Source organism: Paracoccus beibuensis, assembly GCF_026162625.1.
Taxonomy (GTDB): domain Bacteria; phylum Pseudomonadota; class Alphaproteobacteria; order Rhodobacterales; family Rhodobacteraceae; genus Paracoccus; species Paracoccus beibuensis.
On the sequence record NZ_JAOTBD010000024.1, the window covers coordinates 32,781 to 55,533 of the forward strand.

Genomic DNA, 22,753 nt, shown 5'->3' on the forward strand with positions numbered 1-22,753 from the left:
AGATGTCGAAGGGAAAAGTGTTGCAACACATTGGAGTCACTGCGCATTCAGCCGCGCGGCGATCTTGGTCAGCGCCAGTTGCCAGCGCCGCCATGCGGTCGTGCGGTCGCAGCCGAGTTCCCCGCTGATCTGCTTCCACGGCACCCGGGCCGCGCGCGACCAGACCAGCTTGCGCTCCGCCTCCTCGATCCAGAGCACCCAGTCGAAGGTCTGCTCGAGCCGGGTGATCGCGGCGGCCGAGGGCCAGACCCGCATCGGCTGCGGCTCCATCGCGGCGATCTCGCGGCTAGTCCGCACGATGTCGGGCCAGGTGTTGAAGTAGCCCTGCGCCTTGACCGGCGGCAGCTTGCGAAGGGTGCGGAACGCCTCCTCGAAATGATCGGCGACGCAATCGGCGGTCCATTCGCGATCAGCCATGCCGCGCCTCCCTGTCGGAAGGGCGCGGGCCGTAGAGCTTCTCGCCCAGCTGGCGGACCAGTTCACGCTCGGGCCAGGTGAGGCGGTCGTCATCAGCGGAGACCGCGAGGACGCCCTGTTCCTGCCAGCCCTCGCGCTTGACCTGTTCGGGATCCCGGCGCCGACCGCCGTAGCCATGGGGGTGCCACCTCATGCGACACCCCCTTTCGTCTCGATCGCCCAGAGCAGGATGGCGATGGCGTCGGCCTCGTTGTCGTCGGCCGGGCTGAAGCCGCGGGCGCGGACGGCGGCGACCATGGCGGCCTTGTCGGCGTTGCCCTTGCCCGCGGCGTGGCGCTTGATCGTGCCGACCGGAACGCCCTCGTAGGGCACGCCCCGCAGCTCAGCCCATGCGGTCAGCGTGGCCATGAGCCCGCCGTAGATGTGGCTCGCGTCGGTGCCTGCGTGGCGGCGGACCTCCTCGAACCAGATGGCGGCGACAGGACCGGAGAGCCGGTCGACTTCGGTCAGCCAGTTGGTGAAGCGCAGGTAGCGCATGCCGCCCCCGTCGAAGCGGCCGGGGCGGAGCGAGACGGTGCCGCTGGTGATCAGACCGTCGTGGCCGCGGATCGCCCAGCCGGTCGAGGTGCCGAGGTCGAGCGCGAGGATGCAGCGGTGGCGGGTCGTGTCGAGCGGCAGCGATTCAAACCTTGCGCCGTCGCAATTCGGTATCAGAGTCGGCTGAGCCATGATGGGTCTCCTTTGCCGGTGGCCTGTGGTGGTGGAAGACGACGGCGGTCTGGTGCTTGGCGGTACGGGGCCGCCGTCGTCGGATCGGGAAGCACAAGGGAGCGTCACGGCGGCGCGCGCGGCTGGCCCGGACGTATGGGAGGAGTGGCCAACCCTGTGGGGTGGCCCTCCCATACGTAGTATGGGGGTTTGACACCTAACTGTTCCGAGGCGCTCAAGTGGCTGAAATCATTACGGAATAAGACTTCATGAAGTCTTCGGACATGAGTCAGGGACCTAACTCTTATTTGCCCGTAACCCGTTGATTTCGTTGAGTGCACAGTTGGCGCTGTCATATGAGTCAGGCCTCACTCATATGAGTTAGGTCGTCCTCGAGCCCCTCCGGGTAGACCCAGACGGCGGGGTTCTCGACCTGCAGGCAGAGCCCGGATTGGGGGCACTTGAAGTGGCTGGGCAGGACCGGACGGGCGGTTGTAGTGACCTCGCCGGTTTCTGGATCGACATGCTCGACGGGCGCGCCGAACTGCATGCCTTCCACGCAGAGATAGCCGAACCGCGACCGGGTGACGGGGAAGCCGAACCCCGAGGGGTCGCGCAGGAACTTCACGAAGCCCTTGGTCGCCAGCACGCTGAGGCGCTCGCGGATGGTGTGCTTGCTGCCCAGACCGCCCCGGTTCTCGAAGGTCTCGGCGAACTGCATGGCGGTGTAGAGGCGCTCGCTCGCCGCCTCATCCAGCAGCATGCCGAGGATCACATCGTGCTTGCGCAGCCGCTCGGCATCGAGTTTGGCGCCGACCTCCTTGCGCACCAGGCGCTCGTTCAGCGGGTTCAGCTCGACCCATTCGCCCTTCACCTTGTCGATCAGCTTGCCCGGCAGCGCGGGGCCGTTCCGCAATTCGATCTCCAGCCTGCGGACGCTGCTGTCCTCGTCGGGCCGGTGCATGAGCAGCCCGGAGGTGTAGAAACCCCGCAGCGCGCTGGCGCCGGACAGGGCGAGGAAGGGATCGTCCTTGACCTGATGCTTGGTGGCCTTGCGGGTGTGGTGGGCGAGGATGACGCCCGCGTCCGGATTGACCGCCTCGCGCAAAAGCTCCACCCGGTCTTTCAGGAAGAACATCATGGCGGTGTTGTCGTTCTCGCCGCCGCCCTCAGGGCCGCCATCGAAGAGGTTGCGGATCGGGTCGATGACGATGATGTCGGGTGGCGCGTCGGGGAATGCGGCCCGGATCGCCTCGGCCGCGCGGGCGACGCCTTCCGCGTCGAGCAGCAGCTTCAGCTTCGGCGTGGCGATGAAGGTGTCGCGCGCGGCGGCGATCACGGCGGCAGGCAGCGCGATCTGCTGCATGCGCTCGCGCAGATAGTGATACTGGATCTCGGCCTGCAGATAGAACACGCGCAGCGGCCGGGGCGGCGTGAAGCCGAGGAACGGCACGCCAGCGGCCATGTGCACGAGCCATGAGATCAGGAAGTCGCTCTTGCCGACCTTGGGCGCCCCGCCCAGCACCAGGAGACCGCCTGGCGTCAGCACGCGCGGCCCGATGACGTCCTCGGGCATGGGGCTCGTGTCGTCGAGCAGAGCGCCGAGGCTGAAGGTAGGCAGCGGGCTGGCCGGGGCATCGACATGGGCCGCGCGCAGGAGCGGCGGGCCGTTGCGCTTCACATGCAGCTCCCAGAGGCGTTCGGACTCGGCCATCAGCCGATCGAGCGGCCAGGACGGGCGCAGCATGGCGGCGTTGTAGCCGCAGATCGCCTCCCAGCCCGCGAACGGGTCGAGGCGGCCCTCGTGCACCAGGCGCACGTAATGGCCGATGGCGGCGCTGGCCCCCTGGAACCGGGACCAGTCGTCGACCGCGCCTTCGCGCACCGGCGTGGTGAGCACCGCGTCGATGCCGGGCTTGGCCTGCGGGGCCGAAACGTCGCTGGCGAAGCCCACGCCGGGCAGCGGCGGCATCTCGGCGACCCGTTCGGCGAAATCCGCAAGATCCACCTCAACGTCGCGATGTTCGCGGATCTGCACGAGGCGTTGATGGCCGTGCTTGTGATAGACGGTGCCTGGCACCCGGATCGGCTGGTGCGCCGAGCGGAAATGCGTGTCGCCGCCGACCTTCACGGCGATCTCGCCGCGCAGGCGGCAGAGGGTGGCCAGGTCCTCACCTTCGACGGGTTCGGTCAGTTTCCACCAGACATGGAGCTTGGCCGCACCCTCGGGCGTCCGCCCACCGCTCTCGATGATCAGCGAGGGCGGGCCGAGGTGGCGGGTGACATGGTCCAGCTTGGCCGGGATGTCGCCTGCGTCGAGATCGACGACGATGGCCTGCATCTGCAGCACATCGGCGGCGCGGGCCTGGCCCTGTTCCTCGACCGTGCCGGGAATGACATAGACGGCGGCGGCTTCGCGGTTCGCCCATCCGGCGAAAGTTGCGAGTTTCTCGGGCGCAGTGTCGTCGGCCGGGATCCAGATGTTGTGCGGCTTGCCGTCCCGGCCCTGACCCTTGTCGACGAAGCCGCGGAGCGGGATCAGCCCCTCGCACCAGCTGAACACGGTGTCGAGAAAGACGGCGATCTGCTCGGGGTCGGGGTCGCAACCGAACGGGTTCTCGGACGGCGGGCCGTCGTTGAAGTCCATCCACGGGTTGAAATGCAGGATGCCGTCGTCGCTCATGCGGGCAGCCCCCAGCAGCGCTCGGACCACGGGCAGAAGCGGCATTCGAAGAAGTCGGACGTGGTCGCGACGCGTGGCAGAAGCTCGCCCGCATCGGTCGCCTGCAGGATCCGCACGCCCCGGTCGGACATGCGCTGCGCGAGATCGGCGTCGAAAGGCACCAGTTCATGGTGCATCTCGGCCGTGTCCTTGTTGATCGCAGTGAAGAGCGCGGGCGCGGCGCTGATGCCGGGCACGCTGGTTTCCATGTAGGCCTGATAGACCGCGATCTGGGCGGCATAGACCGGCTTCGATTTGGTCACACCGTCCTTGACGCAGGCGCGCCAGTTCTTGGCGTTCATCGTCTTGCATTCCCACAGTGCGGGAACGGCCAGACCGAAGCCTTCGGGCCCGGCCGCGACGATGCCGTCGACATGACCGCGGATGCGTCCGCCCGCGACTGAGAAGCCGAACTGGCCGCCATCTGGCCGGTTGCCCTTGCGGGTGTAGAGCTCGAAACCCGCGCCGCGCAGCCAGGCGACGGCCAGATCCTCGAGCGCGTGACCGATGGCGAAGATGCGCAGCGACTGGCCGCTGAAGTCCTGGCCCTCGTCCTTCGGCGTCGCCGTGAACTCGAACTGCAGCGCCCGCTCGCAGGCATGGCCGAGGCGCGAGCCGCCCAGATAGTCGCGGGGCGGCCGCATCGCCTGATCGGCGGTCAGCGCCCGATCGACCGCGGCGTTGACCCGCTCTGCGAAACTCGGCCGGTGATTGTAATCGAGGGTCAAAACGGCACCTCCGGCGTCTGCGCCCGGGCGATGTCGGACGTGGCCTCGCGGAAGCCCTCGACGGCTTCCTCGATAAGCGCGCGCACCTGCGCCTCGGTCAGATCCGCAAGCGGGGTGGCCCAGCCGATCTCGTCCATCAGCAGCGCCACGCGCTTCATGGTGGCGGTGATCGCGGCGCGCTCTTCCTCGGTCAGGTCAACCATGGCGAAACGCTCCCGCGCCAAGCGCGTCCAGAAGGACTGGCAGGGCATCGAGCAGAACCAGACCGAGGGCCGGGGCTGCTTCGACCGGTGCGGATCGAACCAGCCAAAACCACGGGTGGGTTGCCGGCAGACAGCACAGAGCGTCCCACGCGGATGCCAGAGCCGCCGCTGGTCCTCGGCCGTGATGGGGGTGGATGTGGACATGGGTCATGCCGCCCTCCGTTCGGGCCGGGCGGCCGTGTCGATCAACTGGCGGATGGCGCGCTTGTTGAAGCCGAAGGTCATGAGCGCCGAGGCCCGGTAGCGCGTCAGGCCGAAGTCATGGCGGCACTCGGGCGGCAGGTACTGCAGCTGCTTTTCAGTCGGCGGCTGGCGCAGCCAAGAGCGGGTCTTGAAGGCGCTCTCGTCGGTCTCATGGGTGTTCAGCCAGTCGTCGGCTTGCGCGAGACAGACCGTGCGCTCGCCCACACCCAGCAGATGCGGGCGTTCGCCTTTGGCCCCGCCGATGGCGTACCAGACCCCGTCCAGCCAGAAGATGCCGCCCCAGGCGGCGAAGCCCGTTGCCATCAGCGCGTCGTCCGTGCCGTAGAGGTCGACCCACGCGAAGCTGGACCGCTTCAGCAGGTCGATCTCGGTCATCATGAAGCCCGAGAGCGGCGCGGCGTCCCCGCCTTCGCCTGCATCCAGATCCTCGCGGGGGAACGCCTCACCGCAGAGCGGGCATTCGGTGGCGGCCAGCGGGATCTCCGCCTCGCAGGCCGGACAGGTCTTGGTGGGCGCCTCGCCGGTCTCAGTCTTGCCGTCGAGATCGACATCCTGTTCCAGCGTGCCGTGGATCAGGCTCGACGTCCCGAAATCCAGCACGACGCAGTCGGTCTTGACGATGCCGGGATGTTCCTCGGGATCGACGGTGCGCAGCCCGCGCCCGACCATCTGGATCATGGTGGACTTGTAGGAGCTGGGGCGCAGCAGCACGACGCAGGAGGTGGGCGGATGGTCCCAGCCTTCGGTCAGCACCGCCACGTTGACCACGACGCGGATGTCGCCCGCCGCGTAGTCGGCGAGGATCGCCTTGCGGGTTTCTGCCGCCAGATCGCCGTGGATCAGCGCGGCGGAAACGCCAGCAGCCCTGAACGCGTCGGTGACATGCTCGGCGTGCGCGACGGTGGAGCAGAACACCACGGTCTGCCGATCGCCCGCCTTCTCCTTCCAGTGGCGGATCACCTCGTCGGTGACGGGGGCGCGGTCCATGATGCCCGCCACTTCCGCCATGTCGAAATCCGACATCGTCTTGCGGACCGAGCGCAGTTCTTCCTGCACGCCCACGTCGATGACGAAGGTGCGCGGCGGCACGAGGTGGCCCGAGGCGATCAGCTCGCCCAGCCGCACCTGGTCGGCGACATTGTCGAAGACCTCGCGCAGGCCCTTCTTGTCGCCCCGGTTCGGCGTGGCGGTGACCCCGAAGATGCGGGCGTCGGGATTGGCCTCGCGCACCCGGTCGATGATGCGGCGATAACTGTCGGCGACGGCATGGTGCGCCTCGTCGACGACCAGCAGATCGAGGCGCGGCATGTCGGCTATGTTCGAGGCCCGCGCCAGCGTCGGCACCATGGCGAAGGCGACTTGGCCGCTCCAGGACTTCTCGGTCGCGTCGATGACCGATGTGGCGACGCCCGGCACCACGCGCTGGAACTTGGCGCGGTTTTGGGCTGTCAGCTCGTCGCGATGGGCGAGCACGCAGGCCTTCGCGCCGTCGCCGATCATCTCGCCGGTGACCGCCGAGAGCATGATGGTCTTGCCCGCGCCGGTGGGCGCCACACCCAGCGTGTTGCCGCGGGAGGCGAGCGCAGCCACGCTGCGCTCGACGAAGGTTTTCTGGCGGGGGCGCAGGCGCATGGCCGAGATCCCCCTTACTGCGCCCAGCTCGGCCGACCGGCGGCGCCGGAGGCGGACGCGGGCTGACTGGGCTGGGTGGCCGTGGTGGGCTGCTGCGCGGCGTGGCCCTGCGCCGGGGCGGCGGCGAACTGCGGCGCGACCGTGCCCATCAGCGCGGCGTAGTCGCGATGATCGGGGGTGACCGCGGCGCGGATCTCGTTCTTGTCCTCGCCGTTGGTGTCCTGGCCGATGTCGATGCGGGCGACGAATTCGACCCCATCGAGATCGCCGAACCCGTTGATGCGGCGGCGGGCCTGCGCCTCGGGCGAGTTGTCCTTGTCCGACACGCCGCGCGCCGAGTTGAGGATGCCGCGGATCAGGCCGCGCCCCATGTTGGCCCAGTCAGGGCCCTTCGGGCTGTAGAGGCCGATCAGCGACCAGACCTTGCGCCGGGCATAGGGCCCCTCGACCACGGTGTATTCGGCGTCGAGGTAGACGGCGCCGGTGGCGGCGCGGCGCGCCCAGCCGCCGGTCCAGCCCTGCGAGGGGTCGTCGAAGCCACCGGGGCGGAGCGTCAGGCGCACCTTGGCGAGGGTGCCCTTCGGGATCACGTTGGTGTTGGATTGCGCGGAGTTGAAGTCGTTCCAGGGTCCGGACATTGCGCGGCTCCTTTCAGTTGGAGGATGGGACGCGCAGAGGCGTCAGAAGGGGAAAGCCACCCCGGCAACCAGATCGGGACACCGGGCGTGGCGAGAGGCGCTCAGCCATGGCCGGGCTCCTGCGCGGGCGCGGGATCGGCCGGGGTCACCGGCGGCCAGGTCAGGCGTTCGGAGGCAGGCGCCGCGGGGCGCTGGATCTTCTCCATCAGGCGGCCGAGATGCGGGGCCTCGACCTTGTCGAGGCGGCCGGAACGGTCCTTGGCCGGATAGCCCCAGGGGTTCAGCGTATGGCAGACGAAGGCGCGCTGCGGCTGGCCGCCCTGGTCCGGGATGTCGGCCATGGTGATGACCTGATCGACGATCCCCGGCAGCTCGAGCCCGGTCTTCGAGCCGTCGATCTGCGGCTGGAAGACCTTGCGGTTGAAGTCGTCGGCCCGCTCGTCGAGGATGCCCACGAACCAGACATGCTTTCCGCGCGTGTGCTGCAGGTGCGTCAACCACCCGATCATCTCGCGGCCGTGCAGCCCGTAGGCGCCACGGATGTCGGGTTTGCCGGTCTTCTCGGAGAGCGCCTCGGGCTGGCCGCGGCACCACTGGAAGCAGAGCCGCCCGGCCACGGTGATCGAGTCGATGAAGACGGTCTCGTACTTCCCGATCACCGCGGGATCGCCGTAACGCCCGCAGACCTCGTCGAAATGCGCCTGGCTGTAGGGCTGGTCCTCGCGCAGCGCCGGGTTCGGCCCACCGATGAACACCGCGAAGTCGCGGCATTCCTTCCAGGTGCGGGGCCGGAGCGTGTCGATCTCCAGCCCCTCGACCGCCAGATCCCCAGCCTCGAGGTCGAGGAAGAGCGTTGTGGAGGCGTTCAGCGTCCAGAGCAGGCTGGTCTTGCCGATGCCGGACCGGCCAAAGATAACGCCCTTGATGCCCTTGCGCTGCGCGAGCCGCTCGTCGGCGCCGATGATGGGAAGGGCCATCACTGGCCCTCCTTCTTCATCACCGCCGTAGCGGCGCGATCTGCACCGATGCACCCGGCCTCACGGGCGAGCTTGTAAAGCCGCTTCAGCGCATCGGCGCGGCGGTAGGCGGCCGTGCTCTCGCGTTCCGCTTCCACGATCGCGAAGGCGATCTCGTCGACGGTCGCCTCGACGATGGGCAACGGCTCGCGCGGCTCGTCTCCGGCGCGCTGCGGAAATGCGATGGTTTCGGGGAGGTCTTCGAGGGCGTAGCTCGCCTTGCGAAGACGGGTGATGTCGTCCGGCTGGTCCGGCATGGCGGTTCTCCGTGAGATGAGGTGATCGAGGAGGCGCATCACGCGGCCTCGCGGACGTCGGGCGCGGGCTCGGCGACGTAGATCGCCAGCAGCGGCGTCCCGTCGGCATGGGCGCCGGCGTCCTCGATCTGATAGTTGCGGTTGGGCTCGCAGACCTCGGTCAGCTCCCAGCGGCGATAGAGCCCCGGAAGACGCCTGAAATCCTCGAGCGACAGATCGGCAGTGCGGTTCATGCGTGTCTGCTTTCGGTTGGAGGGAAGGCGCTCGGGGCGCTCGAATGGGAAAAGCCACCGGCGGGACCGGATCGGGACATCCGTTCAGGGGACTTCCTCGAGGGCGTCGTGCAGCCGGCGCATGGCGCGCTGGTACCGCTTGCGGGCGGCAGCCTCGGTCAGGCCGAACTCGACCGCGACTTCCGCCTGCGAGAAGCCTTCGATCGCTACGCGGATCACCAGCAGGGCGTCATCGCCGAGCAGCTTCCGCACGGCGCCGTTCAGCCGTGCGTACCCGTCCGCGCCGATGCCGCTGTCGCCGCTGTCCGCCACCTCTTCAGGGTCGGCGCCGCTGGCGAGATGTTCGCGCGCCTGGTCGCGCTTGCGCGTGCGGACCATGTCGCGCTCGACGTTGCGCAGCACCGTGGCCGCGATCCAGTTGACGCGCCCGAGGTCGAGGCTGCGGACAGCCTCGGTGGTGCGCGCCAGAACATCGGACGCGACCTCGTCGGCGGTGCCGATCCTGCGCCAGATCGACCGGCGCCGGATGGCGTCGAGGCCGGGCCAGAGTGCCAGCAGCAGCAACGTCAGGGCGCAGTCGGACGCGGGGCCGTCGCCCTGCGCCGCCCTGACGAGAGCGGCAAGGATCAGGTTCTTCTGGCCCTGATCGCCGCGCGTGCGGTGCAGCCCGTCCAGCAGGGCCGCCGGATCCCGGAACGGTGCGAGGGCGGCCTGCGCACGCCGGACGGCGTCGAAACTGCGCTGGAAGTGAAGGTTGGAGGATGAATGCATGAGGTGATCACGGATCTCGTGCCACGCGAAGGACATCGGACGCCTGCCTTGCGGCCAGGCGTCCGGCGCCTTCTCGTGGCCAGGTCAGGACGTCGCGCGTCTCTGCGATTTCAGGGGATTGGGTGAATGCGCGCGTCAGCGCGCGGGCGCGGTCGCGTGGTTCAGCGTGCCGCAGCCGCGGCAGGTGGCCTGAACCGGGAAGCCCACGAGATACTCGTGCCCCCGCGCGAAGCGCAGGTGCATGCGGCCGTCCCGGCAGACGCCGAGCAGCTTGTCACAGCGCGTGCAGCGCCATTCCGAGTTGTGGTTGGTGGGCTTGGTCGTCGCGGCGCCGGACCAGCTCGTCGGGGCTGCCTGGCGCGGGGGGAAGGGAGTCGGCATGGAAGTGCTCCTCTGATCGATGGAGCACTCCCATTGGCCTGAGGAATCGGAGCCCGTCAGACCCCCCAATCGGAGCCGGATCGGAGCCAGCTGTTAGATAGCGATCTCCCAAGGCCCTTTGGCGCCGAGACTTCTCAGAAAGTTGGCCTTCAGCTTGTCCCACAAAGGCTGCTTGAAGATGTTCGCCAGGGACTGGTCTTCAGCGATGCCCTTGACAAGATCTCTCGTCGCCATTGGCATCGGGCCGTTGTTGTGGGCATCGACCAGCCGCTGGATGATCGCGATGCGGTTCTCGCCCTTGATGTCGATGGTGCCCGCTCCTGGAACGAAGAGGGTGGCGAAGTTTTCTCCGGACCGCGTCAGTCCGACGGTCTGGCCGCCGCGGGCCAGTATTCGATGGCGCCGGAACACGGACCGGAGCTTGTCTGCGACCAGCGCGATTTCGGCTTGCTGTGTGTCGATCTGATCGACAAGCGGCGTTAGGACGTTGGCCGCTAGACACGGTCCGGGAGCGTCGCCGGCCTGAAGGACGAGCCCGAGACCGAGGTTATGGCGCGCCCGAAGCTCCGTATCGACGGCCGACCGCACCTTCTCCCGGTCAAGACCGCGCGCGAGGTAGAGCGGAACGTCCCCGCCATCGACGTGGAGCGTTCCAAGGTAGAGGAGATGATCGGTCAGCTTCTCGATGGCAGGTGCATCGAGCACTTTTTCAAGACGTGCCTTCAGGTGTTGCGCGACCCAGCCGTCGCGCACCCGATATATCCTGTAGCGATCCGGGTTGCCCGCAGGCGTCACCTGTCCCTCGGCGACCTTGAGATCGGCCACCTTGCGGTCGACATCCTCCGCATCTCCGTTGTCGACCCGAACGACCACTTCGCCCGCGACCGGACCGACCTCGTCTTCATCGTCGATCAGATCGTCGCCTTCCCAGCCGGCGGGCACGAGAAAGCCCAGATCGTTCAGGAGGCCAGGATCGACGCCGCGAGATTGGAGCCATGCGCCGGTGACCCTGTCAGCTCCGATATCCCATATGGCCAGCAAGGCGGGCATGACAGCCATGCTCTCCTCATCGCCCGGTGCACGGCCATCACGGAGGATGTTCCAGTGTCTGAGCAAGCGATGCCCCAGAACGCGCTCGAAAGGGTCGTCGATGCTGAGAAGGCTGCTCGTGTTGCGGTCGGTGAGCGTGAAGTTGAGGGTTTGCGCCTCATCCCGTCCCGCGCGGAAATACCGGACCGCAATCTCGACGAAGCGGATTGCGAGAGCCCGCTCGAAGATCCTCGGAAGGCCCGGATGGCTGTCGATGATTTCTGAGATGTCCTGGTCGATCGTGGTGGAAAGCGAGAGGCGGTTGGCGAGATTGCCGATGCTGATGTCAGCGCGGATCACCTGCGCGCGGTCGATCACCACGTCGTCAAGTTCCGGCGGTTCAAGATCGAGCCCCTGCAGGAACTGCGAAATGTCGTATGCCTGAAAGTCGACGGGCTGGTTGGAGTAGGTCTGATCGAGAGCGGTCTCGATGAATCGTTCGGCGACTGTGTGCCTCAGCTTTCGGTTGCCGGCGCGGACATGCACCCGCCCGGTCGACGGCGTGTAGACGATCATCGCTTCTCCGGGCGGCCGAAAGTAGATGCTCGACCGATTGCCATCGTCATCGATCTCCCGAACGCTCGTGGGGGGATCGGGATGGAACAGCAGGTACATCTCCGCCGCCGGTTCATCGCCGTCCTCGGGGATGTCGAACTTGTCGATGCTGTAGCCGTCGCCGCGATCGAGACGCTTGTTGAGATCAACCAGAAGCTCTTCGAGCAATGCGCTGCCGGCGTCCGGGCCCCCGTCGACCGAAGGCTCGGCCATGAAGGTCTGGTAATGCTTGTCATAGCGCCGGTAGAGACGCAGGTGCAGGCTGTTCTCCGCCGCTTCGAACAAGCCATGCTCGTTGGCGAAAGCCCACAGGCTTCGCGCGAGCTTGTCCCGCTGGTTCAGAAGTACCTTGGCGCGGTCGGGTTCGAGCGTGGTAGTGGCGAGACCTTCAAGGACGTACTCGCCGCGGTCGCTCGCGATTGTGACGATCCGGGCTGCTTCAGCTTCTAGCGGGCCCAGCCGGTCCTTCTTTTCCTGCGGCAGCATATTTCTGGCAACTGTCGGACCGTCCGGATTGTCGGGGTCGAACTGGTAGGTGGCGAGCCAGCTCAACCTCTCGAAAGCCTTGCTGTTAAGAAATCCGGACAATAGTTCCGGCTCTGCATCGTCGAATAGCCGAGAAAGATTGGGGCAGGTTTTGGCAGGGACGCGTACCATCGAAGTCTCCGAGGATTCTGACTGCGCTATTGATGGCGAGCGTGGCGCCGTGCTCGGAGCTTGATACTGCGCTGTCGTCTCTGGAGACCGAGGGCAACAGCGCCTTTTTGCCGGACAACAACATCCGGTGAGCCAAGATCCGTGCGTGCATCCTCGATCCGCTCCAGGACATGGGGACTGATCGGAGTTGCTTTGCGCACCATGGACTTACCTCAATGAACTACTGCTCTCGACTGATTCAACTCGCGATTGTCGCGGACAAATCGGTGATCGGCAAGTCCTGACGTTCTCTACCTGTTCGCAGCCCTGAATCCTGTCGGGTGAGATGTCCCATCACGGATGGTGGGGTGGCTTTTGATCGGTAACGACCAACCGACCATGGCTACCGAATGATGAAGCGCCCGAATCCGCTGCCGCCCGACCAGATGACGCCCGCAGAACGTCGCGCCGAGCTGTGCCGCCTGCTGGCGCTCGGGCTGGTTCGGTTGCGGATGCGGGAGATGGGCGAAGTATCTGACGACGCTGGAGAACGTTGCCTACACTATCCGCCCGACCAATGCCGTCATGCAATTCCAACTCACCGGAGAAATGCATGAACAAGCCCGATCCCATCCCCGCGCGCCTGGCCGCGCTCAAGACCACGCCGACGCCTGACCTGAAGCAACAGTGGCGCGACCTGTTCGACAGCGAGCCGCCGCCGTTCAACCGCCGCTATCTCGAAAGCCGCATCGCCTATCGCATCCAGGAACTCGCCTATGGCGGGCTGAAGCCCGAGACCATCCGGCGGCTGGAACGGCTCGGCGAGGAACTGGACGGCGGCGACAGAACGAAGCGCGGCATCCGCGCCGATCGTGACCGCCCGATCACCGGAACGCGGCTGCTGCGCGAGTGGCAGGGCGTCGAACACGTCGTCACCGTCACCGCCGACGGCTTCGAATGGCAGGGGCGCCCATACAAGTCGCTGTCCGCCATCGCGCGGGCCATCACCGGCACGCGCTGGAACGGCTGGGTGTTCTTCGGCCTCAAGAACCACAGGGGGCGGAGATGACGAAGCCGCCCGAAAAATCGAAGGTCGTCCGCAAGCTGCGCTGCGCGGTCTACACCCGGAAATCCTCTGAGGAAGGGCTGGAGCAGGAGTTCAACAGCCTCCATGCCCAACGCGAGGCCTGCGAGGCTTACATCGCCAGCCAGCGATCCGAGGGCTGGGTGCTGGTCCGCGATCAGTATGACGACGGCGGCATCTCTGGCGGCACGCTGGAGCGGCCGGGCCTGAAGCGGCTGCTGGAGGATATCGAGGACGGGCTGGTCGATGTGGTGGTGGTCTACAAGATCGACCGCCTCAGCCGCTCGCTTGCCGACTTCGCCAAGCTGGTCGAGGTGTTCGACCGCAACGGCGTGACCTTCGTCTCGGTGACGCAGTCGTTTAACACGACCACGTCCATGGGTCGGTTGACGCTGAACATCCTGCTCAGCTTCGCCCAGTTCGAGCGTGAGGTGACGGCCGAACGGATCCGCGACAAGGTGGCTGCCAGCCGCAAGAAGGGCATGTGGATGGGCGGAGTGCCGCCCTATGGCTATCGGGTCGAGAACCGGAAGCTGGTGGTCGATGAGGACAGCGCCGCGCATGTGCGCTGGATCTTCGCCCGCTTCCTCGAGATCGGCTCGTGCACGGAACTGGCACGGGAGGTCGGCACGCGCGGCATCCGCACGCCGCGCGGCAACCGAATCGACAAGAAGTACATCTACCGGATGCTGAGCAACCGCGCCTACGTCGGTGAGGCGGTGCACAAAGGCGACAGCTATCCCGGCGAACACGACGCCATCATCAACGGTGACATTTGGGACAAGGTACACGTCATTCTGCAGGAAAGCCCGCGCAAGCGGGCCTCCCGCACCCGCGCCGAGACGCCCGCGCTGCTGAAGGGGCTGCTCTTCGGCCCGAATGGGGCGGCCTTCTCGCCGACGCATACCCGTAAGGGCGACAGGCTCTACCGCTACTATGTCAGCCAGACGGTGCTGAAGCATGGCGCTGGATCCTGCTCAGTCGGCCGCGTGCCAGCGGGGGAGATCGAGGCCGCCGTCATTGACCAGCTGCGCACCGTGTTCTGCCAGCCGGAGATCGTCGCCGGGACGTGGAAGTCAGCGCGCTCGCATGGCGACGACATCACCGAGGCCGACGCCCGCACCGCCCTTCGGCAGCTCGATCGGCTGTGGGACGAACTGTTCCCCGCCGAGCAGGCGCGCATCGTGGCGTTGCTGGTCGAGCGCGTCGACATCGGCACGGACGGGTTCAACGTTCGGCTCCGTTTGGATGGGCTCGACGGCCTCGCATGCGAGATGCTGGCTCGAGAAATGGGAGCGGCCGCATGACCCGCGGCACGCCCATTCCCGAGACCGTGACGCTCCACGTCCCGTTCCGCATCGTGAAGCGCGGCGGACGGAAGGAGATGGAGGTGCCCACCGGTATCCGCGCTCGCGGACGTTGCGACCACGCTTTGATCAAGGCGCTGGCCCGGGCGTTTCGGTGGAAGAAGATGCTGGATTCGGGCGAGTTCGGCACCATCGCAGAATTGGCCCGAAGCGAACGGATCGCCGCGCCTTTCTTGACAAGGACCATGCGGCTCACGCAAATGGCCCCCGACTTGGTGGAGGGTATCCTTGACGGCAGTCAGCCGTCAGGCCTCAAGCTGGAGGCGCTGCGCGGCCCCTTGCCAAGGGCCTGGTCCGAGCAACGCGCCGTCCTGAGCACTGCCCTAGATTGAGGATGCCTGCGGTACGCGGCTGGCTTCAGGCTTGCATCATCCTAGGGCCGCAGCTTAGTCTCCCGCCGCAAACGGCGGTAATGTCAGCTCAAAATCGGGCTTCCGGCAATCCAGTCGCCGTCCGATAGTTGAGAGCGACAATGGAAGCGGGCGAGCGCACGATCAGTCAGATTCTGACCGAACAGATTAGATACGAAATACCCGCGTATCAGCGGCCATATTCCTGGGAAAAGGGCAACGTTGAACAACTTCTCGACGATGTCTGGGAAGCATATGTGGCCAACGACGAGGAGTACTTCATCGGGTCGCTCATCACCATAGAGCGCGAAAAGGGTCGCCTGTATGATGTCGTGGACGGCCAGCAGCGGCTGACGACCCTCAACCTGATTTTTTCACGCCTGCGCGATACCGTCGATGAACCGGCGAAATCCGAACTGGGTCGGCGTGTATTGCCACGCAATGCGCTGACTGGTGAGGAGGAAACGCCACGCCTGATCCTACGCCAGCGCGATCAGAACTTCTTTCGACGTCATGTGCTGGCCGGGGAAGCGGTCCCCGAGGCGCTGCGCAAGGAGGTCGCGAAGGAGCAGGATGCTCCAAAGCAGCGCATCATCGAGAACCTGGAAGCCATCGACAGCTTCATGGCTCAGCATGACCAGAAGACGCTGAAGCTGTTCGCGAACTATCTGCTTAGCAGGGTCTATGTGGTGTTTGTCACCACTGCTTCCTGGCAGTCGGCATACCGGTTGTTCAATGTTCTGAACGCCCGCGGCATGGCGCTGTCAAATGCCGACCTGATCAAGAACATGCTGTTTGCGCGGCTCGGCGGCAACGCAGCCCGAAGCAGTGATCTGGACGAAGCATGGCTCGAACTGGAGGAGCAGATCGGTATCGAGCGTCTTGATCAGTTCATGGCGCATCATCGCAGCTCGATTGTAGCAACAAAAGCGCGGAAGGCGCTGCACGAGGAGTTCGAGCCCCTTATAGAGACTGCGGCGACGCCGTTCACTTTTCTCGACGAGGTGAATACTTCCGCTCGCAATTACCTGCGTGTTCTCAGGAACGAGTTTGAGGCGCCCGCAGCTCGTCGCGCGGTCAGATCGCTCAAGCGGGTAGCGTTCGAGGAGTGGATCCCGCCGCTGCTTGCCTTCTTGAATAGGCCGGTAGCGGACATGCCCGAGGGCGAGTTCATCGATCTACTCGAACGGATCACCTATCAGAACTGGATCCGGCGGCTCGCGTTCACTGCTCGTTTGACAGCATACTTTCAGCTCATCACCGCGATCCGTACCGGGAAAAACGCGGACGACATCCGCGCGATCTTCCGCGCCAATGCCAATGACGATGAGTTCCGTTCTCTGCTTGACGGCGAGGTTTATGGGCGGCCCTTTGCGCAGGCCGTCCTGCTGCGGCTTGAAGAGGCCGATCAGGACGAGTCAGTCACGAAGGACTTCGGCGGAAAGATCACCATTGAGCATGTTCTGCCCCAGGCGCTCAAGGACGCCTACTGGCGTGAGCGTTTCACCGATGACGACCACCGCCTTTGGCTGCATCGCCTTGGCAATCTTGCACTGCTTGCTGGCATCAAGAATTACAAGGCGCAGTACTTCCCATTCGACCGCAAGAAGAAGATTTACGCCGAACGGAACAACCGGGTTTCCTTTGATACAACAAAGCCGATCCTCTCGGCTGATCATTGGACGAAAGACCTGCTGACCGCACGTCAGGCTGATCTGGTCGATAGAGCGGAGCGGATATGGTCAGTCAATGCATAGTGGTCTGTCGCTCCGGGGCACTCTCGGCACTGGATGCCGACCCGATTCATGCTTCCGGTCTTCGATAGTATTTTCCAGCGGGGCGGGAGGCTGACCATGAGCATGAATGAAGCCGACACGCGGTATCACCTCATCGACCCAGTTCTCCGGGCAAAAGGCTACGTCAGCCGGGACCAGGTTACGCTCGAAACCGTTCTGACGCCGCCGCCGGTGGAGCCCACAGGGCCAAAGGGGCGCAGGCGGAAAGGTGCGGGGCGCACGGACTATCTCCTGTGCGTCCAGATTGCGGACATGCCGAAGTCGATGCCCATCGCTGTGCTCGAGGCAAAGAAGGAGGGGGACGATCCGCTCAAGGGCATGCAGCAAGCCAAGGCCTATGCCGATTGCGAGCGGTACGAGGTCAAGTACGTCTTCTCGACCAATGGCCACCGCTATGGGGAGTACGACTGCTTCTCAAGCCTGCAGGCTGGGCCCTTTCAGTTTCCCGATTTCCCCACGCACCCTGACCTGACGACACGGTATGCCAAGGACAGTGGGATAGACCTCCACGCCCCCGACGCAGCCATGCTTTTCCAGGCGGACAGCCCGGCATGGGCTCAAAGCCGCTACTATCAGGATGCAGCGATCCGCGCCGCCTTCGAGAAGATCATTCTGGACCGCCAGGCTGGCACGGCACCCCGGGTGTTGCTGACGCTCGCCACAGGCGCAGGCAAGACGATTATCGCCACGAACCTGCTCTGGCGGCTGTCGCAGGCCGGCCAGCTCCCCAAACCAGCGCTCTTCCTGTGTGACCGGGATGAACTTCGCGAGCAGGCCTACAACAAGCTCAAGGCGGCCTTCGGTGACAACGCCCGCATCGTGAAAACGGAGCGGGGCGGCAACGCCGCGCAAAACGCACGGATCCATATCGCCACCTACCAGACGCTCGGTCTGGACGATGACGACGGGTTCGCCAGCTTCCTGTCCGAGTACTATGGCGAGGACGCGTTCAGCGTCATCATCATCGACGAGTGCCACCGCTCTGCCTGGGGCCGGTGGTCCGAGGTGCTTCGCCGCAACCCGAACGCCATCCACATAGGCCTGACCGCGACGCCGCGGAAACTCGAAGAATCGAAGCAGGCCAGCGCCGAGGACCAAGAGATCACTGCCAACAACAGAAAGTACTTCGGCGAACCGGTCTACGAGTACACCCTGATCGAGGCGCAGGAGGACGGCTATCTGGCGGCCTGCGAGATCGTTAAGCGCAAGGCCAGCATCGACAACATGGTCTTCACGCGAGAGGAAATTCTCAAGGCGGGTGTCCGAGACATCAAGACGGGCTTGCCGCTGACCGAGGACGACCTGCCCAAGGCGCAGTACACCGGCAAGGACTTCGACGACGAGCTGTTCGTCGAATTGCGCACGCCGAAGATGTGCGAGGACCTGTTCCAGCTCCTTTGCGCGAATGGCGGGCCGGAGCAGAAGGTCATCATCTTCTGCACGCGCGAGATCCATGCCGACCGGGTGGCGCAGCACATGAACAACCTCTACGTCCGCTGGTGCCGTGAGAACGGTCAGACGCCGAAGGACCACTACGCTTTCAAATGCATGGGCGGGGCGAACAACGGCGCCGACATGATCGAGCCGATGCGCGGGTCCGGCGAACGCGCCTTCATCGCCTGCACGGTCGATCTGCTGGAGGCCGGCGTGGACATCGAACGCCTGAACGCCGTCGTCTTCTTCCGCTATCTCCAGTCGCCCATCAAGTTCTACCAGATGGTCGGCCGGGGCACGCGCATCCACGAAGAGACGGCCAAGTACAAATTCTGGCTCTACGACTACACCGGCGTCACCGATCTCTTCGGCACCGAATTCATCACCAAGCCCCCGCGGCCGCGAGGCGATGGAGGCACGGGGAGCGGTGGCGAGGGCGGCGATGACGAGGGAGGAGGCGACGGCCCGTCCGTCGCCGAAATCGGCGGAAAGCAGGTCGTAATCAACCCGCAGGGTCGCTTCATCCTGGTCAGCCGCGAGGGCCGCGACACTCCGATCCCTGTGGACGAGTACCGGCGCGAGGTGATGGCGCGCGTGCTCGCAGAGGCGCACACGCTGGACGAGTTCCGCGAGCTCTGGATCGAGACGAGCAAGCGACGTGACCTGATCGACCATCTGCTCGGCGACAACTTCAGCCCTGAGGTCATCCGCGAAATCGACAAGATGAGCGACTTTGACCTCTACGACTTCTTTGGCCACCACGGCTATCACGCGCGCGCTCTGAAGCGACCCGAGCGCGGGAAGCAGTATATCGACTTGAATCGCGGCTGGTTTGACGGCATGGACCCGAAAGCGGCCGTCGTGCTGAAGGAACTGGGCCCCCAGTTCGCGCAAGGCGGCACCGACGCGCTGGAAACGCCTGCGCTGTGGGATGTACCGGAAATCCGGATGGCAGGAGGGCTGGCCGCGCTTCGCGGGCTTGGAAGTCCTGCTGATGTTGTGCGCGAGGCAAAGGGAAGGCTCTTTGGAGCAAGATGACAGAATACAGCCCTGCATTTTTGCCGATATCTGTAGACCCGAGTCTTTCATCGGCCCCTGACGGCTGGAAGTGGGTACGCTTGAATGAGGTCGCCAGGCTCGAAAGCGGTCACACTCCAAGTCGCTTGCGGCCTGAGTGGTGGGGTGGTGACGTATCTTGGCTTTCTCTGACCGAGATTCGTGCTTTCGACGGCAAGTGGGTCAGCGGCACCGAAATAAAGACAAACCATGCTGGTATTGCGAATTCTGCTGCGAGGATTCTTCCCGTAGGTACTGTTTGCTTATCCAGAACGGCATCGGTTGGTTTTGTCGCGATCATGGGAAATCCCATGGCCACCAGCCAAGATTTCGCTAATTGGGTCTGCGGCGAGACCCTCGATCCAGATTTCTTGATGTATTCCCTTATTCGGTCTCGAGACTATTTACGTGAGCTTTCGTCGGGGGCTACTCACAAGACGATTTATATGCCGACCCTTGAGGCGTTTCATATTTGCCTGCCCGCTCTGGAAGCCCAAAAGGCGATAGTGAAACGACTGAAAGCGGCGCTTTCGGAAGCTCATCAGGCGGCGGCGGGGGCCAAATCGCAGAGTGAAGATGTCTCCGCCCTTGCCAGCGCAATCATCTTTGAAAGTATTAAGAAAAATTCAGCGCATGAGCGACGTTTGGGCGATGTGTTGGACGAGGTTAAGCGTGGTGTCGGCGCAGACTGGGCGTCCCATCCTGTCCTCGGTGCCACCCGCGACGGCCTCGCCCCGGCCAAGGAGCCACCCGGCAAGCAAGCGCCGAAATACAAGCCTGCCACGCCCGGCACCGTCTTTTACAACCCGATGCGCATCCTGATCGGCTCTATCGCCTTTGTCGACGATGACGACGATCCCGGTATCACCAGCCCGGACTATGTGGTGCTCCGCGGGAAGCCCGACATAGTGGACAGCCGCTGGTTCTACTACTGGCTGCGTTCGCCTCTTGGCGCGCACTGTATCCTTTCGCTCGCCCGGGGCGCCGTACGAGAGCGCATGCTGTTCAATCGCCTTGCCGAGGGCGAAATCGCGCTGCCGAGCTATGCGGAGCAGCAGCGCGCATCCGCCGCGCTCAAGGAGCTCAAGCCGCTGAAACGCGCGCTGGAGTCCCGCCTTTCCGAGATCAACCGCCTGCCGCAGAAGATCCTCGCGGCAGCCTTCGAGATGTGACCATGGCACGCCCCAAGAAAGAAAAGAAACCCAAGGCCATCTCCTCAACGCAGTCGCTCGGCGCCTTCGTCAAGGGCATCTGCGACGTGATGCGCCGCTCCAACTGCGCCAGTGCGCTTCAGTATGTGCCGGAACTTACATGGATCCTGTTCCTACGCCTTCTCGACGCTCAGGAGACGCGCGACCAGGAAGAAGCCGATGCCGTCGGCGTCGGGTTCTCGCACGCCCTGCGCGCGCCCTACCGCTGGCAGGACTGGGCGGCGCCATACTCCGAGAAGCCGGGCCATCCGAAGACTCCGGAGGGTAAGCCGTTCGGCTGGAAGCGCCAGGAACTGTTCGCCGCTGGTGACGGCAAGCTCTTCGACTTCATCAACAAAGAGCTACTGCCAGCGCTGCACGGATTGGACACCGATCTGCGGACAGGTCTGCCCAACCCGGCCGCGTCACCGAAGCAGCGCATCATCGGCCGGATTATGACGGCGGTCGAACGGGTGCGCGTAGACTCCGAGACGAACCTGCGCGACATCCTTGATCGCGTTGACGAGATCAGCGTCGACAACATTGACGACACCCACTTCTTCACCCTGTCGCAGGTGTACGAAGACCTGCTGCTCAAGATGGGCGAAAAGAACTCGGATGGCGGCCAGTTCTTCACCCCGCGCGAGGTGATCCGGGCGATGGTGCACACCGTCGATCCGCAACTCGGTAAGACCGTCTATGATCCCTGCTGCGGGACGGGCGGCTTCCTGGCGATTGCATACGAGCACATCGCGCGGAAGCTGGGCCGGTCCCCCGTGAGCACCGATCTCGAGACCTTGAAGCACGACACGTTCTTCGGCCGCGAGAAGGAGAACCTCGTCATCCCGATCGCGCTGGCCAACCTTGTCCTGCACGGGATCGATCAGCCCAATCTCTGGCACGGCAATTCTCTCACGCGCCGGGCAACCTATGGCGCGCTGTTCGACAAGGCGCCGAAGCAGTTCGATGTCATCCTGACCAACCCGCCGTTCGGCGGAAAGGAAGGCAAGGACGCACAGAAGAACTTCGCCTTCGAGACCAGCTCGACGCAGGTGCTGTTCGTCCAGGACATCCTTGCCGAGCTGGCGCCGAAGGGCACCTGCGCCATCGTTCTCGACGAAGGCATGCTGTTCCGGACCAACGAAAGCTCCTTCGTTGAGACGAAGCGCAAGCTGGTCGACGAATGCGACCTTTGGGCAATTGTGAGCCTGCCGGGAGGGGTCTTCTCGACCGCTGGCGCGGGCGTGAAGACCAATTTGCTGTTCTTCACCAAAGGCCAGAAAACCGAGCGAATCTGGTACTACGACCTGAGCCATGTGAAGGTCGGCAAGAAGACCCCGCTCACGCTGGCGCATTTCGGTTTCGACAAGGATGGGAAGCCACTTGCCGACAGCGCGCTGCCCGCCAACCTGACCGCCGATTGGCTTGAACAGGAAGAGAACGCGGGGAAGCCGTTCCCATCTTATGCCCGGCTGCTGCCGCTCCGCGGCACGGAGGAGGCCGACAGCCGTTACTCCTGGACCATCGACTTTTCTGCGCGCCGCGCGAAAGCCCGCGAGGAAATGCAGCCCATCCTGGCGCAGGCAGCCGAAACCAAGGCTGAGGTGATCGAGCTCAAGGAGAAGCTCAAGCGCCTGAAGAAGCTGAAGACTTCAGATGCCGAGGTGGCTGCGCTTATTGGAGAAATCAACGAGAAGGAGAAGGCGGCGCGAGAACTGGAGGCTCAGGCAGCTGCCATTGACGCTGCTGTCTTCGACTTGAAGGCGGTCAATCCGAGCACTGTTGCCAAATTCGACGATCGGTCGCCAGCCGAGATCATCCAGAGCATCCACGATCAGGGCCGCATCGTGACAGAAGCATTGGCGCGACTTGCGGCCTTGGTCGGTGAGGACGAAACCATCGTGCCGAGTGCGAAAGTCGCGCTGCGGTGACATCGCCCAGGTCGGAGCGCCGTGTTCGATATGTGTTCCGTTCTCTTTCCGCATGGGTTCCCGAACCGGAGCGGAGAAGTCCGGCGAATTTCGCCAAGTTTATCAGCCGTTTGCGAGACTTAACCGGAACACGCGCGGTTAACAGGTCCGGAGAATATTGGCCCGGAGAGAACGCGTGCGCGCCTTTCGGGGCTTGGGCCGGTTAACAGCCCCTCCCGCATAACCCTCGAAAACAACGGAAAAATCCGGCCGCGGCCGGATCGGGAGAACGCTTTCGCGGGGGCAAGTGGCGGAG

The 22,753-nt window shown here is 64.7% G+C and carries 21 protein-coding genes; 7 read left to right on the forward strand and 14 right to left on the reverse strand.

Annotated features, from left to right (window positions below; genetic code table 11):
• Positions 1-36 precede the first annotated feature (36 nt).
• The 14 genes from OC159_RS13995 to OC159_RS14060 all read right to left on the reverse strand — a co-directional run bounded on the left by OC159_RS13995 (position 37) and on the right by OC159_RS14060 (position 12,271).
• Positions 37-417: a DUF6362 family protein gene (locus OC159_RS13995; RefSeq protein WP_018303644.1), complete on the reverse strand. Its 381-nt coding sequence runs from the start codon at positions 415-417 to the stop codon at positions 37-39.
• Entirely contained in the window at positions 410-610 is a 201-nt protein-coding gene (locus OC159_RS14000) for a hypothetical protein (RefSeq protein WP_028720215.1), read from the reverse strand. The genes OC159_RS13995 and OC159_RS14000 overlap by 8 nt, the downstream gene beginning before the upstream one ends.
• On the reverse strand, positions 607-1,146 hold the full coding sequence (locus OC159_RS14005; RefSeq protein ID WP_265501796.1) for a hypothetical protein: 540 nt from the start codon (positions 1,144-1,146) through the stop codon (positions 607-609). The genes OC159_RS14000 and OC159_RS14005 overlap by 4 nt, the downstream gene beginning before the upstream one ends.
• 340 nt (positions 1,147-1,486) lie before the next feature.
• A complete protein-coding gene (locus tag OC159_RS14010) occupies positions 1,487-3,853 on the reverse strand; it encodes an AAA family ATPase (protein ID WP_265501797.1) in 2,367 nt (788 codons plus the stop codon).
• Positions 3,805-4,575: a hypothetical protein gene (locus tag OC159_RS14015; RefSeq protein WP_265501798.1), complete on the reverse strand. Its 771-nt coding sequence runs from the start codon at positions 4,573-4,575 to the stop codon at positions 3,805-3,807. The genes OC159_RS14010 and OC159_RS14015 overlap by 49 nt, the downstream gene beginning before the upstream one ends.
• The gene (locus OC159_RS14020) at positions 4,572-4,982 is read right to left on the reverse strand and encodes a DUF6511 domain-containing protein (protein WP_265501799.1); all 411 of its coding nucleotides are present in this window, start codon (positions 4,980-4,982) and stop codon (positions 4,572-4,574) included. Before OC159_RS14020 ends, OC159_RS14015 begins: the two co-directional genes overlap by 4 nt.
• Positions 4,983-4,985: 3 nt before the next feature.
• On the reverse strand, positions 4,986-6,674 hold the full coding sequence (locus OC159_RS14025; protein WP_265501800.1) for a DEAD/DEAH box helicase: 1,689 nt from the start codon (positions 6,672-6,674) through the stop codon (positions 4,986-4,988).
• 14 nt (positions 6,675-6,688) lie between these two features.
• A complete protein-coding gene (locus OC159_RS14030) occupies positions 6,689-7,312 on the reverse strand; it encodes a hypothetical protein (RefSeq protein WP_265501801.1) in 624 nt (207 codons plus the stop codon).
• A 101-nt stretch (positions 7,313-7,413) separates the two neighbouring features.
• Positions 7,414-8,289, reverse strand: a complete 876-nt coding sequence (locus OC159_RS14035; RefSeq protein WP_265501802.1) for an ATP-binding protein — start codon at positions 8,287-8,289, stop codon at positions 7,414-7,416.
• Entirely contained in the window at positions 8,289-8,585 is a 297-nt protein-coding gene (locus OC159_RS14040) for a hypothetical protein (RefSeq protein ID WP_265501803.1), read from the reverse strand. The genes OC159_RS14035 and OC159_RS14040 overlap by 1 nt, the downstream gene beginning before the upstream one ends.
• A 38-nt stretch (positions 8,586-8,623) precedes the next feature.
• A complete protein-coding gene (locus tag OC159_RS14045; protein ID WP_018303655.1) occupies positions 8,624-8,818 on the reverse strand; it encodes a hypothetical protein in 195 nt (64 codons plus the stop codon).
• 84 nt (positions 8,819-8,902) lie between these two features.
• On the reverse strand, positions 8,903-9,625 hold the full coding sequence (locus OC159_RS14050; RefSeq protein ID WP_265501804.1) for an RNA polymerase sigma factor: 723 nt from the start codon (positions 9,623-9,625) through the stop codon (positions 8,903-8,905).
• Positions 9,626-9,724: 99 nt separating this feature from the next.
• Complete coding sequence (locus tag OC159_RS14055; protein ID WP_265501805.1) at positions 9,725-9,970, reverse strand: hypothetical protein; 246 nt, start codon at positions 9,968-9,970, stop codon at positions 9,725-9,727.
• 93 nt (positions 9,971-10,063) lie between these two features.
• Positions 10,064-12,271: a hypothetical protein gene (locus OC159_RS14060; RefSeq protein WP_265501806.1), complete on the reverse strand. Its 2,208-nt coding sequence runs from the start codon at positions 12,269-12,271 to the stop codon at positions 10,064-10,066.
• A 592-nt stretch (positions 12,272-12,863) separates the two neighbouring features.
• Here OC159_RS14060 and OC159_RS14065 point away from each other — a divergent pair.
• From OC159_RS14065 to OC159_RS14095, 7 genes are all read left to right on the forward strand, one after another.
• Positions 12,864-13,319 carry a DUF2924 domain-containing protein gene (locus OC159_RS14065; RefSeq protein WP_265501807.1) on the forward strand — a complete coding sequence of 152 codons (456 nt, stop codon included), beginning with the start codon at positions 12,864-12,866 and terminating at the stop codon, positions 13,317-13,319.
• Positions 13,316-14,641, forward strand: coding sequence for a recombinase family protein (locus OC159_RS14070; RefSeq protein WP_265501808.1), 1,326 nt, complete (start codon positions 13,316-13,318; stop codon positions 14,639-14,641). Before OC159_RS14065 ends, OC159_RS14070 begins: the two co-directional genes overlap by 4 nt.
• A complete protein-coding gene (locus OC159_RS14075; protein WP_265501809.1) occupies positions 14,638-15,033 on the forward strand; it encodes a hypothetical protein in 396 nt (131 codons plus the stop codon). The genes OC159_RS14070 and OC159_RS14075 overlap by 4 nt, the downstream gene beginning before the upstream one ends.
• Before the next feature lie 140 nt (positions 15,034-15,173).
• Positions 15,174-16,808: a DUF262 domain-containing protein gene (locus tag OC159_RS14080; protein ID WP_265501810.1), complete on the forward strand. Its 1,635-nt coding sequence runs from the start codon at positions 15,174-15,176 to the stop codon at positions 16,806-16,808.
• Between the two features lie 96 nt (positions 16,809-16,904).
• Positions 16,905-19,319, forward strand: coding sequence for a DEAD/DEAH box helicase family protein (locus OC159_RS14085; RefSeq protein WP_265501811.1), 2,415 nt, complete (start codon positions 16,905-16,907; stop codon positions 19,317-19,319).
• Positions 19,316-20,509, forward strand: coding sequence for a restriction endonuclease subunit S (locus OC159_RS14090; protein ID WP_265501812.1), 1,194 nt, complete (start codon positions 19,316-19,318; stop codon positions 20,507-20,509). Before OC159_RS14085 ends, OC159_RS14090 begins: the two co-directional genes overlap by 4 nt.
• A 2-nt stretch (positions 20,510-20,511) precedes the next feature.
• Entirely contained in the window at positions 20,512-22,458 is a 1,947-nt protein-coding gene (locus OC159_RS14095) for a class I SAM-dependent DNA methyltransferase (protein WP_265501813.1), read from the forward strand.
• The last annotated feature ends 295 nt before the right edge of the window (positions 22,459-22,753 follow it).

What these genes read in the sequence shown, in the direction of transcription:
- OC159_RS13995 (WP_018303644.1), bottom strand. Translation starts at nt 417, where the DNA reads ATGGCTGATCGCGAATGGACCGCCGATTGCGTCGCCGATCATTTCGAG.
- OC159_RS14000 (WP_028720215.1), bottom strand. Translation starts at nt 610, where the DNA reads ATGAGGTGGCACCCCCATGGCTACGGCGGTCGGCGCCGGGATCCCGAA.
- OC159_RS14005 (WP_265501796.1), bottom strand. Translation starts at nt 1,146, where the DNA reads ATGGCTCAGCCGACTCTGATACCGAATTGCGACGGCGCAAGGTTTGAA.
- OC159_RS14010 (WP_265501797.1), bottom strand. Translation starts at nt 3,853, where the DNA reads ATGCCGCTTCTGCCCGTGGTCCGAGCGCTGCTGGGGGCTGCCCGCATG.
- OC159_RS14020 (WP_265501799.1), bottom strand. Translation starts at nt 4,982, where the DNA reads ATGTCCACATCCACCCCCATCACGGCCGAGGACCAGCGGCGGCTCTGG.
- OC159_RS14025 (WP_265501800.1), bottom strand. Translation starts at nt 6,674, where the DNA reads ATGCGCCTGCGCCCCCGCCAGAAAACCTTCGTCGAGCGCAGCGTGGCT.
- OC159_RS14030 (WP_265501801.1), bottom strand. Translation starts at nt 7,312, where the DNA reads ATGTCCGGACCCTGGAACGACTTCAACTCCGCGCAATCCAACACCAAC.
- OC159_RS14035 (WP_265501802.1), bottom strand. Translation starts at nt 8,289, where the DNA reads ATGGCCCTTCCCATCATCGGCGCCGACGAGCGGCTCGCGCAGCGCAAG.
- OC159_RS14040 (WP_265501803.1), bottom strand. Translation starts at nt 8,585, where the DNA reads ATGCCGGACCAGCCGGACGACATCACCCGTCTTCGCAAGGCGAGCTAC.
- OC159_RS14045 (WP_018303655.1), bottom strand. Translation starts at nt 8,818, where the DNA reads ATGAACCGCACTGCCGATCTGTCGCTCGAGGATTTCAGGCGTCTTCCG.
- OC159_RS14050 (WP_265501804.1), bottom strand. Translation starts at nt 9,625, where the DNA reads ATGTCCTTCGCGTGGCACGAGATCCGTGATCACCTCATGCATTCATCC.
- OC159_RS14055 (WP_265501805.1), bottom strand. Translation starts at nt 9,970, where the DNA reads ATGCCGACTCCCTTCCCCCCGCGCCAGGCAGCCCCGACGAGCTGGTCC.
- OC159_RS14060 (WP_265501806.1), bottom strand. Translation starts at nt 12,271, where the DNA reads ATGGTACGCGTCCCTGCCAAAACCTGCCCCAATCTTTCTCGGCTATTC.
- OC159_RS14065 (WP_265501807.1), top strand. Translation starts at nt 12,864, where the DNA reads ATGAACAAGCCCGATCCCATCCCCGCGCGCCTGGCCGCGCTCAAGACC.
- OC159_RS14070 (WP_265501808.1), top strand. Translation starts at nt 13,316, where the DNA reads ATGACGAAGCCGCCCGAAAAATCGAAGGTCGTCCGCAAGCTGCGCTGC.
- OC159_RS14075 (WP_265501809.1), top strand. Translation starts at nt 14,638, where the DNA reads ATGACCCGCGGCACGCCCATTCCCGAGACCGTGACGCTCCACGTCCCG.
- OC159_RS14080 (WP_265501810.1), top strand. Translation starts at nt 15,174, where the DNA reads ATGGAAGCGGGCGAGCGCACGATCAGTCAGATTCTGACCGAACAGATT.
- OC159_RS14085 (WP_265501811.1), top strand. Translation starts at nt 16,905, where the DNA reads ATGAGCATGAATGAAGCCGACACGCGGTATCACCTCATCGACCCAGTT.
- OC159_RS14090 (WP_265501812.1), top strand. Translation starts at nt 19,316, where the DNA reads ATGACAGAATACAGCCCTGCATTTTTGCCGATATCTGTAGACCCGAGT.
- OC159_RS14095 (WP_265501813.1), top strand. Translation starts at nt 20,512, where the DNA reads ATGGCACGCCCCAAGAAAGAAAAGAAACCCAAGGCCATCTCCTCAACG.